The sequence below is a fragment of the Bordetella genomosp. 7 genome, from assembly GCF_002261415.1.
Classification (GTDB): Bacteria; Pseudomonadota; Gammaproteobacteria; order Burkholderiales; family Burkholderiaceae_B; genus Bordetella_A.
Window position 1 is genome coordinate 223,386 of record NZ_NEVI01000006.1, and the last position, 13,803, is coordinate 237,188.

Annotated in this window: 10 protein-coding genes; all 10 read left to right on the forward strand. The window is 65.8% G+C overall.

What is annotated here, in order from left to right; all coding sequences use genetic code 11:
* Positions 1-152 precede the first annotated feature (152 nt).
* The 10 genes from CAL18_RS04835 (at position 153) to CAL18_RS04880 (ending at position 13,733) form a co-directional block, all read left to right on the forward strand.
* The gene (locus CAL18_RS04835) at positions 153-3,023 is read left to right on the forward strand and encodes a 2-oxoglutarate dehydrogenase E1 component (RefSeq protein ID WP_026640441.1); all 2,871 of its coding nucleotides are present in this window, start codon (positions 153-155) and stop codon (positions 3,021-3,023) included.
* 42 nt (positions 3,024-3,065) lie between these two features.
* The gene (gene odhB / locus CAL18_RS04840) at positions 3,066-4,283 is read left to right on the forward strand and encodes a 2-oxoglutarate dehydrogenase complex dihydrolipoyllysine-residue succinyltransferase (RefSeq protein WP_026640442.1); all 1,218 of its coding nucleotides are present in this window, start codon (positions 3,066-3,068) and stop codon (positions 4,281-4,283) included.
* Between the two features lie 204 nt (positions 4,284-4,487).
* Complete coding sequence (gene lpdA / locus CAL18_RS04845; RefSeq protein WP_094796403.1) at positions 4,488-5,915, forward strand: dihydrolipoyl dehydrogenase; 1,428 nt, start codon at positions 4,488-4,490, stop codon at positions 5,913-5,915.
* 255 nt (positions 5,916-6,170) lie between these two features.
* Positions 6,171-7,262, forward strand: a complete 1,092-nt coding sequence (gene zapE, locus CAL18_RS04850; protein WP_026640444.1) for a cell division protein ZapE — start codon at positions 6,171-6,173, stop codon at positions 7,260-7,262.
* A 111-nt stretch (positions 7,263-7,373) separates the two neighbouring features.
* The gene (locus tag CAL18_RS04855) at positions 7,374-7,886 is read left to right on the forward strand and encodes a sigma-70 family RNA polymerase sigma factor (protein WP_026640445.1); all 513 of its coding nucleotides are present in this window, start codon (positions 7,374-7,376) and stop codon (positions 7,884-7,886) included.
* Complete coding sequence (locus tag CAL18_RS04860) at positions 7,867-8,847, forward strand: DUF4880 domain-containing protein (protein WP_051423831.1); 981 nt, start codon at positions 7,867-7,869, stop codon at positions 8,845-8,847. The genes CAL18_RS04855 and CAL18_RS04860 overlap by 20 nt, the downstream gene beginning before the upstream one ends.
* A gap of 129 nt (positions 8,848-8,976) precedes the next feature.
* Entirely contained in the window at positions 8,977-11,451 is a 2,475-nt protein-coding gene (locus CAL18_RS04865) for a TonB-dependent siderophore receptor (protein WP_094817416.1), read from the forward strand.
* Between the two features lie 22 nt (positions 11,452-11,473).
* Positions 11,474-11,779, forward strand: coding sequence for a DUF3649 domain-containing protein (locus tag CAL18_RS04870; protein ID WP_249278372.1), 306 nt, complete (start codon positions 11,474-11,476; stop codon positions 11,777-11,779).
* Positions 11,776-13,410, forward strand: coding sequence for a PepSY-associated TM helix domain-containing protein (locus tag CAL18_RS04875; RefSeq protein WP_249278373.1), 1,635 nt, complete (start codon positions 11,776-11,778; stop codon positions 13,408-13,410). Before CAL18_RS04870 ends, CAL18_RS04875 begins: the two co-directional genes overlap by 4 nt.
* Positions 13,407-13,733 (forward strand): DUF3325 domain-containing protein, encoded by a 327-nt coding sequence (locus CAL18_RS04880; protein WP_026640448.1) that lies wholly within the window; start codon positions 13,407-13,409, stop codon positions 13,731-13,733. The genes CAL18_RS04875 and CAL18_RS04880 overlap by 4 nt, the downstream gene beginning before the upstream one ends.
* Positions 13,734-13,803: the final 70 nt, after the last annotated feature.

Below are 13,803 nucleotides of genomic sequence, written 5' to 3' on the forward strand. Positions count from 1 at the left end.
CCGCAATACGTAAGGGTTATACTTTTGATCCATACGGCTTTCAAGGCTCGTACGCGCCTTCTGCCCCTGCTATCCGCCTAACGGGAAGCCCGTGTCGCGGAAGGTTTTCCTGCATCGCATCGAGTGAAGCACTCGTCAAGGTGAAGCAATACATGTCTTCCGAAATAGAATCCCTTTCCACTTCTTATCTATTCGGCGGTAACGCTCCGTACGTCGAAGAACTGTACGAGGCTTATCTCGACAACCCCGGCTCGGTGCCGGAAAACTGGCGCGAGTACTTCGACCAGTTGCAGCATGCGCCGGCTTCCGACGGTTCGGAATCCACCCGCGACCAGGCGCACGCGCCCATCGTCGAATCGTTCGCGCTGCGCGCGCGCACCAATGGTTTCGTGCAGCAGGCCGCGCAAACCGACCTGTCGATGGCCAGCAAGCAGGTGTCGGTGCAGTCGCTCATCGCCGCGTACCGTTCGCTGGGTTCGCGCTGGGCCGAACTGGACCCCCTCAAGCGCCACGAGCGCCCCGGCATCCCCGAGCTCGATCCCGCGTTCTACGGCCTGAGCGAAGCCGACCTCGACCAGACCTACTCGGCCACCAACACTTACTTCACGACCGCCAGCACCATGACGCTGCGCGATATCCTGAAGGCCTTGCGCGACACCTACTGCCGCAGCATCGGCGCTGAGTTCATGCATATTTCCGATCCGGCCGCCAAGCGCTGGATCCAGGAACGCCTTGAAACCACGCTGGGCGCGGCCACCTTCACCGCCGACGAAAAGCGCCACATCCTGCAGCAGCTGACCGAGGCCGAAGGCCTCGAGCGCTACCTGCACACCAAGTATGTCGGCCAGAAGCGTTTCTCGCTCGAAGGCGGCGAAAGCTTCATCGCCGCAATGGACGAAGTGGTAAACCATGCCGGCGAAGCCGGCGTGCAGGAAATCGTGGTGGGCATGGCGCACCGCGGCCGCCTGAACATGCTCGTGAACATCATGGGCAAGATGCCCGGCGATCTGTTCGCCGAGTTCGAGGGCAAGCATGCCGAAGGCCTGACCGACGGCGACGTGAAATACCACAACGGCTTCTCCAGCGACATCTCTACGCGCGGCGGCCCCGTTCACCTGTCGCTGGCGTTCAACCCGTCGCACCTGGAAATCGTCAACCCCGTGGTCGAAGGCAGCGTGCGCGCGCGCCAGGAACGCCGCGGCGACCACAAGGGCAAGCAGGTATTGCCGGTGCTGGTGCACGGCGACGCGGCCTTCGCCGGGCAGGGCGTGGTCATGGAAACGCTGAACCTGGCCCAGACGCGCGGCTATGGCACCGGCGGCACCGTCCATATCGTCATCAACAACCAGATCGGTTTCACGACGTCCGACCCGCGCGACTCGCGTTCGACGCTGTATTGCACCGACGTGGTCAAGATGATCGAAGCGCCGGTGTTCCACGTCAACGGCGACGACCCGGAGGCGGTGGTGTTCGCCACCAAGCTGGCGCTCGACTACCGCCTGGAGTTCGGCCGCGACATCGTCCTGGACATCGTCTGCTTCCGCAAGCTGGGCCACAACGAGCAAGACACCCCGTCGCTTACCCAGCCGTTGATGTACAAGCGCATCGGCCACCATCCCGGCACCCGCAAGCTGTACGCCGACAAGCTCACCGCCCAGGGCGTGCTGGCCGAAGGCGAGTCCGACCAGATGGTCAAGGACTACCGCCAGCTCATGGAAGACGGCCAGCGCACCATCGAGCCGGTGCTGACCGACTACAAGAGCAAGTACGCCATCGACTGGTCGCCCTTCCTGGGCGCCAAATGGACCGACCAGGCCGACACCGCGGTGCCGCTGGCCGAGCTCAAGCGCATCGGCGAGCGCATCACCACCGTGCCCGAAGGCTTTACGGTGCACCCGCTGGTCAACAAACTGCTGAACGACCGCCGCAACATGGCCAAGGGCGAGATGAATCTCGACTGGGGCATGGGCGAACACCTGGCCTTCGCCACCCTGGTGGCCTCGGGCTACGCCGTGCGCATCACCGGCCAGGATTCCGGCCGCGGCACGTTCACGCACCGCCATGCGGTGCTGCACGACCAGAATCGCGAGCGCTGGGACGACGGCACGTACATCCCGCTGCAGAACGTGACCGACGGCCAGGCCCCGTTCACCGTGATCGACTCGGTGCTTTCCGAAGAAGCCGTGCTGGGCTTCGAGTACGGCTATTCCAGCGCGGAACCCAACACGCTGACCATCTGGGAAGCGCAGTTCGGCGACTTCGTCAACGGCGCGCAGGTGGTCATCGACCAGTTCATCACGTCCGGCGAAGCCAAGTGGGGCCGTCAGTCGGGCCTGACCCTCATGCTGCCGCACGGCTATGAAGGCCAGGGCCCCGAACACTCGTCGGGCCGCATCGAGCGCTTCCTGCAGCTGTGCGCCGACAACAACATCCAGGTGGTGCAGCCGACCACGGCATCGCAGATCTTCCACCTGCTGCGCCGCCAGATGATCCGGCCGTTCCGCAAGCCGCTGGTCATCTTCACGCCCAAATCGCTGCTGCGCAACAAGGACGCGGGTTCGCCCCTGACCGAACTGGCCGGCGGCAGCTTCCGCACCGTCATCGGCGAGGTCGACGAGTCGATCGACCCGGCCAAGGTCAAGCGCGTGCTGGCCTGCTCGGGCAAGGTCTACTACGACCTGGTCCACGCACGCCGCGAGCGCGAGGCCGATCACGTGGCCATCGTGCGCGTCGAACAGCTGTACCCGTTTGCCCACAAGTCGTTCCAGGCCGAGCTGAGCAAGTACGGCAAGGCTACCGAAGTCATCTGGGTGCAAGACGAACCGCAGAACCAAGGTCCGTGGTTCTATATCCAGCATCATCTGTACGAGAACATGTCCGAAGGCCAGAAGCTCGGCTATGCCGGCCGGGCGGCGTCCGCTTCTCCCGCTGTGGGCTACCTGGCCAAGCACCAGGAGCAGCAGAAGGCCCTCATCGAGCAGGCGTTCGCGTCCAAGCACAAAGGCTTCGTACTGACCAAATAAGGTCGGCCGGCTTCGAACTCATCTTTACTGGAACCTATCACTATGGCTATCACTGACGTCGTTGTCCCCCAATTGTCCGAGTCCGTTTCGGAAGCGACCCTGCTTACCTGGAAGAAGCAGAAGGGCGCTGCCGTCGAGGCAGATGAAATCCTCATCGAAATCGAAACCGACAAGGTCGTGCTCGAAGTGCCGGCGCCCGCCTCGGGCGTGCTGGCCGAAATCGTCGAAGGCGACGGCAGCACGGTAACTTCGGGGCAACTGATCGCCAAGATCGACACGGCGGCCAAGGCCGAAGCCGCGGCTGCTCCCGCCGCCGCGGCGCCCAAGGCAGAACCGGCCGCCGAGAAGGCTGCTGCGCCTGCCGCGCCTGCCTCGTCGTCGGCCGCGGGCGTCGCCTCGCCCGCAGCATCCAAGATCTTGTCCGAGAAGGGGGTGGATCCTGCCTCGGTAGCAGGCACCGGCCGTGATGGCCGTGTCACCAAGGCCGACGCCCAGGCCGCCAGCGCGGCGCCCGCCAAGGCCGCCGCTGCGCCCGCGCCGGTTTCGATGTCGCTGGACGGCCGCCCCGAACAGCGCGTGCCCATGAGCCGCCTGCGTGCGCGCATCGCAGAGCGGCTGCTGCAGTCGCAACGCGAAAACGCCATTCTCACGACGTTCAACGAAGTGAACATGCAGGCTGTCATCGACCTGCGCAACAAGTACAAAGACAAGTTCGAGAAAGAGCACGGCATCAAGCTGGGCTTCATGTCGTTCTTCGTCAAGGCGGCCGTTGCCGCACTGAAGAAGTTCCCGCTGATCAACGCCTCGATCGACGGCAAGGACATCATCTACCACGGCTACTTCGACATCGGTATCGCGGTGGGTAGCCCGCGCGGCCTGGTCGTGCCCATCCTGCGCAATGCCGACCAACTGTCGATTGCCGAAATCGAGAAGACCATTGCCGACTTCGGCAAGCGCGCCGCCGAAGGCAAGCTGGGCATCGAAGAAATGACCGGCGGCACCTTCTCCATCTCGAACGGCGGCGTGTTCGGCTCGATGCTGTCCACGCCCATTATCAACCCGCCGCAGTCGGCGATCCTGGGCGTGCACGCCACCAAGGAACGTCCGGTGGTGGAAAACGGCCAGATCGTCATCCGCCCGATGAACTACCTGGCGCTGTCGTACGATCACCGCATCATCGACGGCCGTGAAGCCGTATTGGGTCTGGTGGCCATCAAGGACGCGCTGGAAGACCCGCAGCGCCTGTTGCTGGATCTGTAATCCGGCACGGCTCAGGGCTAGGGGCAATGATTGCTACTGTCGCGGCGGGCCGGATCGCACCGGTCCGTACGCGGCAGGCCCCGCCGGCTTTCTTCCGCCTTTTCCCCTCTGCGTCCGGCCGCGCGTGCGGGCGCGACGCGCATGGGCCGGCGCGCCCCGGCCAGCCACAAGCGTCTCTTCAATCCCCCAATTTCCGAGAACATCATGTCCAAACAATTTGACGTCGTCGTCATCGGTGCCGGCCCCGGCGGTTATATCGCCGCCATTCGCGCCGCTCAACTCGGTATGTCCGTCGCTTGCATCGATGCCTGGCAAAACGGGCAGGGCGGGCCGGCTCCCGGCGGTACGTGCACCAACGTCGGTTGCATTCCGTCCAAGGCGCTGCTGCAGTCTTCCGAGCATTTCGAACAGGTCAATCATCACTTTGCCGACCACGGCATCGAGGTCAAGGGTGTGTCGCTGAAGCTCGATACGCTGATCGGCCGCAAGAACACGGTGGTCAAGCAGAACAACGACGGCATCCTGTATCTGTTCAAGAAAAACAAGGTCACCTTCTTCCATGGCAAGGGCGCCTTTGCCGGCAAGGCTGATGGCGGCTATGCCATCAAGGTGACGGGCACGGCCGAGGAAGACCTCGTCGCCAAGCACGTGGTCGTGGCCACCGGTTCCTCGCCGCGAGAGCTGCCGGGCCTGCCCTTCGACGAAAAAGTGGTGCTGTCCAACGATGGTGCGCTGAACATCGACGCCGTTCCCAAGAAGTTGGGCGTGATCGGCGCGGGCGTCATCGGCCTGGAAATGGGCAGCGTGTGGCGCCGCCTGGGCGCCGAGGTCACCATCCTGGAAGCCATGCCCGAGTTCCTGGCGGCGGCCGACCAGCAGGTGGCCAAGGAAGCGCTGAAGGCCTTCGCCAAGCAGGGCCTGGACATCCAAATGGGCGTCAAGCTCGGCGAAGTCAAGGCAACCGCCAAATCGGTCACGGTGCCCTATACCGATGCCAAGGGCGGCGAACAGAAACTGGTGGTCGACAAGCTGATCGTCTCGATCGGGCGCGTGCCGTACACCGGCGGCCTGAACCCCGACGCGGTGGGCCTGAACCTGGACGAGCGCGGCTTCATCCAGGTAGACGACCATTGCAAGACCAACCTGCCCAACGTATGGGCGGTGGGCGACGTGGTGCGCGGCCCCATGCTGGCGCACAAGGCCGAAGAAGAAGGCGTGGCGGTGGCCGAGCGCATCGCGGGCCAGCATGGCCACGTCAACTTCGATACCGTGCCCTGGGTCATCTACACGTCGCCCGAAATCGCCTGGGTGGGCAAGACCGAACAGCAGCTCAAGAAAGAAGGCCGCGAATACAAGGCCGGCAGCTTTCCGTTCATGGCCAACGGGCGCGCGCGCGCCCTGGGCGACACCACCGGCTTTGCCAAGGTGATCGCCGACGCCAAGACTGACGAAGTGCTGGGCGTGCATATCGTCGGCCCGATGGCGTCCGAGCTTATTTCCGAAGCCGTCACCATCATGGAATTCCGCGGCGCCGCCGAGGACATCGCCCGCATCTGCCACGCGCACCCGACCTTGTCCGAGGCCGTGAAAGAAGCGGCGCTGGCGGTCGACAAGCGCACGCTGAACTTCTAAGGCGTCGGGCGGCGGGCGCCAGGCGCCGTGCGACGCCGGCCCCAGGGCGGCGCCCGCGGCCCGCGCCGGCCCGCACCCCGGGCCGGGCTCTACCCCGGGCGGGCCATACCCGGGGGGCCGCGCCGCCCGCAGCCGCGCTTCGGCGCATCCCGTTGCCATGCCGGGTTTCATGCAGCGTGCATGACAGAACCCTTTCTTGTGTAGCGCCTGCAATCCGCGCGCCCAGGCGCCAATTTTTCAGCTGTGTGTTGCGACATGAACGTCCGCGAATACTATGAACATGCCCTGGCCCAACGGGGCTACCAGTCCGATGCGGCGCAACGCCACGCAGTGGACCGGTTGCAGGCCTACTACGACGACTGGGTCCGCTTCAAGTCGATGCGCTCGAACGCGCTCAAGAAGCTGTTGAACCGGCCGGACGTGCCGCGGGGCGTGTATTTGTGGGGCGGTGTCGGGCGGGGCAAGAGTTTCCTGATGGACGCCTTCTACGCCACGGTGCCGGTGGTACGCAAGACGCGGCTGCATTTTCACGAATTCATGCGCGGCGTGCATCGCGAGCTGGAAAGCGTCAAGGGCATGCAGGACCCGCTGGACGAGGTGGCACGCCGCGTCGCCAAGCGTTACCGGCTGATCTGTTTCGACGAATTCCATGTGTCGGACGTGGCCGACGCGATGATCCTGTATCGGCTGCTGCTCCGCCTGTTCGAGCTGGGCACGTCATTCGTCATGACATCGAACTACGAGCCGTCCACGCTGTATCCGGACGGCCTGCATCGCGATCGCATCCTGCCCGCCATTGCGCTGATCGAAAAGCGCATGGACATCCTGAATGTCGATGCCGGCATCGATTACCGGCGCCGCACGCTGGAACACGTACAGTGCTACCACTCGCCTTTGGACGAGCAAGCCCGCCAGGCCCTGCAGCAGGCGTTTGACCGGCTGGCCGACACGCCGCCGCAGGAGCCCCTGCTGCACATCGAGCATCGTGAGATCCGCGCCGTCGCCCTGGCAGGGTCGGTGGTGTGGTTCGACTTCGCCACCCTGTGCGGCGGGCCGCGATCGCAGAATGATTATCTGGAACTCGCCAACCGCTTCCACGCCGTGATTCTTTCCGATGTGCCGCGCATGGGCCCGCGGCAGGCGTCCGAGGCGCGTCGCTTTACCTGGCTGATCGACGTGTTCTACGACCACAAGATCAAGCTCATCATGTCGGCCGAGTGCGAACCGGAAGAACTCTATACCGAGGGCGCACTGGCCAATGAGTTTCATCGCACCGTGTCCCGTATCCTGGAGATGCAGTCGCGCGAATACCTGGATGAAGAGCGGCGCCTGACCGTCGGCCTGTAGGCGGCGCCCGGGCAGGGCTCGAGGCGCGCTGGCGATAGAGATTGATAATAAGATTGGTTATCAATTACTATCTCGGTTTTGTGTTTCCAGCCGCCCGCCGTGAAAAGCTCTATGTCTTGCGGGGCAGCCTCGCCCGCGCCGGTATCCGTGGATGCGCTCTATCGCGACCATCAGCCCTGGCTGTTGCGGTGGCTGCGCGGCAAGCTGGGCAGCCCCTTGCGCGCCGAAGACCTGACCCATGATGTGTTCGTGCGGATTCTTGCCGGCCGCAAGCAGGTGGACGCCGGCCAGGCCCGGCCATTGTTGCGCACCATCGCGCACGGGCTGCTGGTGGACCACTATCGCCGCGTCGGGCTGGAGCAGGCGTACCTGGAATACCTGAGCCGGCTGCCAGCGCCGCAGCAACCGTCGCCCGAATTGCGCGCGACGCTCGTTCAGCAAGTCATTGCGCTGGACCGCGCGCTGGCGCAGCTTCCCGACAAGGTGCGGCGCGCCTTCGTGCTGGCGCAGATCGACGGATTGCCCTATGCCGACATCGCGCGCCGGCTGGGCGTATCGCTCAGTTCGGTGCAGCAATATATGACCCGCGCGTGGACGGCTTGCTATGCCTGCCTGGACGAGTGACGCCGCGTCGCCGGACCCGGTGGCGCGCGAAGCCATCGCGTGGTGGGTCCGGCTGCGGTCGGGGCAGGGCGGCGCCGCGACAGAGCAGGCATGCCGCCGCTGGCGCGCAGCCGACCCGCGCCACGAACAGGCATGGAGCCGGCTGCAGCGCCTGTCGGGCATGCTGCGCGAGGTTCCTTCGGATCTTGCCCACGCGCATTTCATCCCGCCGCCGCGCTCGCGGCGCACCGTGCTCAAGGGGCTGGCCGGGCTGCTGGTGGCGACCGGTACGGGCGCAGCCGCTTATGAATGGACGCCCTGGCAACGGTTGATATCCGACTACAGTACGCGCGTCGGCGAACGCAGGCGCGTGATGCTGCCCGGCGAGATCCGTCTTGATCTGGCCAGCGACAGCGCCGTATCGGTGCAGATGCTCGGCCAGCGCCGCCAACTGGCGTTGTTGCGCGGGCAAATGGGGGTGCGCGTGCCCGGGTCCGACGGGCTGCCGTCGCTGACGGTGCCCGCCAGCGACGGCGCCCGGGTGGTTGCCGAACACGCGCATTTCGGTATGCAGCGCGCCAGGGCAGGCGTGCGCATCGACGTGTATGCCGGCAGCCTGCAGCTGATCGACGCCGATGGCGCTATCCGCACCCTGCGTGCCGGCACTGCGCTGTACCAGCAGCGGGGGGCGTGGCGCGATGCGCCGCCCGACGCAGGGCAGGGCGCATGGGCCGACGGCATGCTCGTGGCCAACGGCGACCGGCTGGATTCGGTGCTGGCGCACTTGGCGCGCTATCGTCACGGCAGCCTGTCGGCCAGCCCCGATGTGGCCGACCTGGCCGTATCCGGCGTGTTTCCGCTGGATGATACCGATCGGGCGTTGACCATGCTGCAACAGAGCCTGCCGATAAACGTGGTGCGTTGGGGCGCGTGGCGTGTACGCGTCGAGCGCGCACACAGCGGCGGCAGGCGGCCGGCATGAGCAATTTGTTGCAATTTTTCCGGCGCCGCGGCTGCAGATTGTGTGCGCTCGTACGGAATGTCTCCTGCAACCCTTAACCTTGCAGGAGTCATCGCCTTGTTCTTCCTAGCTTCTGTGCCCGCCGCTTCGATGCGCGGCCGCACATTGCGGTTTCCCGTAACCGGCACGCTGCCCGCGCTGGTAGTGGCGCTGGCCGCCTCCGGGCTGGGCGCCCTGCCCACGCCGGCCATTGCACAACCCGCCACGGCGTCGGTGCGCCATTACGCGTTGCCCGGCGGGCCGCTCGGCGAGGTGCTGACAGCCTACGCGCGCCAGGCAGGCGTGCTGCTTTCATTCGACACGCGCATGGTGGCGGGGTTGAACTCGGCGGGGCTGCAGGGCAGTTACACCGTGGCCGCCGGCTTTGACGCCATTCTGCAGGGCTCGGGCCTGCAGGCCCGGCCGGGAGAAGGCGGCTGGGTGTTGCGGCGCCTGCCATCAACCGGAGGTACCGTCAGCCTGGCGCCGGTGCTCGTGCAAGGGCAGGGTGAAACCGGCACAGGCCAGACGTATGGCGTCGTGGCAGAAGTAACCCGGTCCGCGACCAAGACCGATACGCCGTTGCTGGAGACGCCGCAATCGGTGTCGGTGATCACGCAGAGCCAGATAGCCCAGCAGGGCGCCAACACCTTGAACCAGGTGCTGCGCTACACCCCTGGCGTGGCAGTAGAGACCCGCGGCGCAACCGCCACGCGCCTGGACCAGTTCACCATTCGCGGGTTTTCGGCCACCACTTATCTGGACGGCCTGCGCGTGTTTGGCGGACGCGATGCGTTGCCGCAGGTGGATGCGTACCGGCTGGAGCGCGTGGACGTGCTGAAGGGCCCGTCGTCCGTCGTTTACGGCCAGGGCGGACCGGGCGGCGTGGTCAACCAGATCAGCAAGCGCCCCGTTGATGGCCAGATCAATGAAGTGGGCGTGGAGTTCGGCACGAATTCACTGCTGCGCGGCATGGCGGATGTGGGCGGCCGGCTCGATGACGAAGGCAAGTTCCTGTACCGCATCGTCGGCGCGGGCTACAAATCCGACGGGCAGCAGCATTTCACCAAAGAGCGGCGCTATTACGTGTCGCCGTCGTTCACGTACCAGCCATCGGCGGATACGCGTCTTACGGTGCTGACGCACTTCCAGCACGATCCCGACATGGGCGCGTATGGCTCGCTGCCCGCAATGGGCACGGTATACGAGCTGCCCGACGGCAGCCGCTTTTCGCGCAGCTTCTACGACGGCGACAAGGGCTTCGAACGCAGCGACCGAAAACACTATTCGTTAGGCTACGACATCGAGCACCGCTTCAACGACACGTTCAAGGCAAGCCAGAATTTCCGCTACGTGAACGCCGATGCAAAGTACCGCAGCATCTACAACAGCGCCTGGGCCGACCCGGGGGTGTACCGCTATCTGCAGCGCGGCATGATAGGCACCGACGTGGAGTTCGAGGCGCTGACGCTGGACAACAACGTGCAGGCCGATTTCAACACCGGCCCGTTCGCCCACAAGCTGCTGCTGGGCTTTGACTACCAGCACATCCGCACCGACACGAAGTCGGCATCGCGCTGGGGCGTGTCCGATTTCAACCTGGATACCTGGGATCCGGATTACGACATGGGGTACGAGTTGCCCCCCTTTACCACCGACCAGCGGCAGAAGCAGTACCAGACCGGCCTGTATCTGCAAGACCAGATCAAGCTGGGCGGCCTGTCGGTGTTGCTGGGCGGGCGCTACGATTGGGCGCGCACCACGTCCGACAGCACCAACCTGGCCACCGGCGTGCGCACGCACTCTCCGCAGCGCGCGCAGGCGTTCACCGGGCGCGCGGGCTTGCTGTATCTGTTCGACAATGGCGTGGCGCCGTACTTCAGCTATTCGGAATCGTTCGAACCGCAAAGCGGCACGGGCTGGAACAACCAGCCGTTCGATCCGGTCGAGGGCGAGCAATACGAGCTTGGCGTGAAGTACGAGCCGCCCGGGTCCCGCACGCTGCTGACCGCCGCCGTGTTCGACCTGCGCCGCAAGAATCTCACCACCACCGATCCTGATCCCACGCATATCTGCGGGGGCGGGCGTTGCAGCGTCCAGGCCGGCGAGGTGCGCACGCGGGGCCTGGAACTCGAGGCCAAGAGCGAGCCCATCGACGGGCTGAGCGTGATCGCATCGTACAGCTGGCTGCACAACGTGTATTCCAAAGACAACCCCAATGCGGCCGGCATCAGCCTCAAGGGCTCGCAGCCGGTGGCCGTGCCCAAGCACCAGGCGTCGGCGTGGGTGCGCTACGAGCTGCAGCGCGGGCCGCTGGCGGGGCTGGGCATGGGCGCGGGCGTGCGCTATCTGGGCGAAACCTGGGGCGATGCGGCCAACACGTTCCGCGTGCCCGGCGCGACCTTGTTCGACCTGGGCCTGGATTACGACCTGGGGCGCAATCAACCTGCCTTGAAGGGCTGGCAGGTCAGTCTCAATGTGGCAAACCTGTTCGACAAGCGCTATGTGGCCTCGTGCATTGACGAGAACTGGTGCTGGTATGGCTACGCGCGTACTGTGAAGGCCGCAGTGCGTTATCGCTGGTAGGGCATATGACGCGAGATCCGCTGTGAGACCAGAGCCCGGCGCCAATCTGGCGCGCTACCGGTGGGCCGTTGCATCCCGTACGGCCGCCGCCGTGCTGGGAGGCTACGCACTGGCCTCGGCCATGGCCGGGTGCCTGGCGGTGTGGTTGCCGATGGCGCGCGCCGATGCGGTGATCACCGGCATGCTGGTGGCATTTGTGGCGTATGCCGCGGGTGTCATCTGGGTGTACGTTGCCCGCAATGCATGGCGCGCCTGGCTGGGCATGCTGGGGCCCGCGGTCCTGCTTGCGGCGCTGTGCTGGCTTGGCCGGCTGATGGGAGCGGCATGATGGGCCGGCATGACGCAACAGCGCGACGCATCACCGGGCCGGCGGAAAGCCTGCGGCAGGCCATGGCGTGGCTGCATACCTGGGCGGGACTGATTTTCGGCTGGATATTGTTTGCCATGTTCCTGACCGGCACCTTGGCATTCTTCCGCCCGGAAATCACTCATTGGATGCAGCCCGAAACGCCGGCGCGCCCGGACACGGTGTCCGCGGCGCGCGCGGCCGATGTTGCGCAGCAGTATCTGCAGCAGCATGCCGCCGGTGCGGCGCGCTGGTTCATTACCTTGCCCACGGCACGCGAGCCGCTGTTGGGGCTGGGGTACCAAGTGCCCCGACCGGCGCCGGGCGAACGCGGCTTCAAGCGCGTCAGGCTCGATCCCGCCACGGGCCAGGTCGTGCAGGCCCGCGAGACGCGCGGCGGCGATTTCTTCTACCGCTTTCACTTCGAACTGGAAATGGCGCATCCGTGGGGGCGCTGGCTGGCCAGCGTCGCGGGCATGTTCATGCTGGTGGCCATTATCAGCGGCGTCATCACGCACAAGAAAATCTTCGCCGATTTCTTTACTTTCCGGCCGCGCAAAGGGGGGCAGCGAGCCTGGATGGATGGCCACAATGCGCTGTCGGTGCTGGGCCTGCCGTTTCACCTGATGATCACCTTCAGCGGGCTGGTGATCTTCATGGCGATGCTGTTGCCCGCCGGCATTGCGGCGGTGTACGAGAACCCCCGCGCCTTCACCGATGACATGTTCCCTGCGTTTGCCGCCGCGCGTGCGTCGGAGGCGAGCGCGCCGCTGGTGGATCTGGGGTCGCTGGTCACGCGCGCGCAGGCAGAGTGGCGGGGCGGCGAGGCAGGGCAGCTTGTGGTTGCCCAGCCCGGCAAGCAAGGCGCGGTGGTGTCGATCAGCCGAGCGTCCGGCGAACGCATCACGTATGCGCGCAGCGCACCCAGCCTGCGTTATGACGGCAATGACGGCCGCCTGTTGGCGCGCCACGACGCCGACAGCGCTGCCCGCATCACGGCCGGCACGCTGATCGGATTGCACTTGGGCCTGTTTGCCGAGCCGTTGCTGCGCTGGCTGTATTTTCTGGTCAGCCTGGCGGGCACGGCCATGGTGGGCACCGGCCTGGCGCTGTGGGTCGCCAAGCGGCGCCAGAAAGCCGGCGGCGCCACCCCGCAGGCGTTCTCGCTGCGGCTGGTCGACGCCTTGAACGCGGGCACCATCGCCGGGCTGTGCGTTGCGGTGGCGGCTTACTTCTGGGCCAATCGGCTACTGCCCGCCGGGCTTGCCGGACGCGCCGCATGGGAAACACGCGCCTTCTTCCTGGCATGGGCGCTGTGCTTCATCTATGCCTTCCTGAAACCTGCGCGCAGGTGGCCGGATCTGCTGGCGCTGGCCGCCGGGCTGGCTGCATTGTTGCCGGCCGTCAATGGCATGACGACCGCGCGGCACCTGGGCGTGTCGCTGCCGGCCGGCGACTGGATCATGGCGGGGTTCGATCTGGCCGCGCTTGCCGCGGCTGGCCTGCTGGCGTGGATGTGGCGCAAGGCGCGTCCGCTGCGCCAGCGCGCTGCACCGCGCGCCGCGTTACGGCCGGCGCGGCATCCCTCCACCCGAACGGGAGTCAGCCCATGATGAGCGTTGCCGCTTTCTGCCTGGCCTATGCGGGCTTTGCCGCACTGTGCCTGGGCATGGACCGTCACTATGAGACGGTGTTCGAGCGCGCCTTGCCGCGCCTGCATCGGACCACTTTGCGCGCCGCCGGCTGGGCTGCGCTGGCCCTGTCGCTGTGGGCGACGGCGGCGGTGTGGGGCTGGCGCTACGGCGTGGTCGAATGGATCGGCATTCTGACCATCGCCGGGCTGCTGTTGATCTGGCTTGTGGCATACCGGCCGGCGGCGGCCCTGGCCGCCGGCGGCGCGTGCGCGCTGGCCGCGCCCATGCTGGCCTTGCTATAAGGCGGCACGGCCGGCTCCGCCGCAAGGACGCGCTACACTGCGGAATTCTTCGCAACCACTGCAGTCGCTC

Bases quoted from the DNA above. Each gene is read 5' to 3' on its own strand.
- lpdA (WP_094796403.1), top strand. From the start codon at position 4,488: ATGTCCAAACAATTTGACGTCGTCGTCATCGGTGCCGGCCCCGGCGGT.
- CAL18_RS04875 (WP_249278373.1), top strand. From the start codon at position 11,776: ATGATGGGCCGGCATGACGCAACAGCGCGACGCATCACCGGGCCGGCG.
- CAL18_RS04880 (WP_026640448.1), top strand. From the start codon at position 13,407: ATGATGAGCGTTGCCGCTTTCTGCCTGGCCTATGCGGGCTTTGCCGCA.
- zapE (WP_026640444.1), top strand. From the start codon at position 6,171: ATGAACGTCCGCGAATACTATGAACATGCCCTGGCCCAACGGGGCTAC.
- odhB (WP_026640442.1), top strand. From the start codon at position 3,066: ATGGCTATCACTGACGTCGTTGTCCCCCAATTGTCCGAGTCCGTTTCG.
- CAL18_RS04835 (WP_026640441.1), top strand. From the start codon at position 153: ATGTCTTCCGAAATAGAATCCCTTTCCACTTCTTATCTATTCGGCGGT.
- CAL18_RS04865 (WP_094817416.1), top strand. From the start codon at position 8,977: ATGCGCGGCCGCACATTGCGGTTTCCCGTAACCGGCACGCTGCCCGCG.
- CAL18_RS04855 (WP_026640445.1), top strand. From the start codon at position 7,374: ATGTCTTGCGGGGCAGCCTCGCCCGCGCCGGTATCCGTGGATGCGCTC.
- CAL18_RS04860 (WP_051423831.1), top strand. From the start codon at position 7,867: ATGCCTGCCTGGACGAGTGACGCCGCGTCGCCGGACCCGGTGGCGCGC.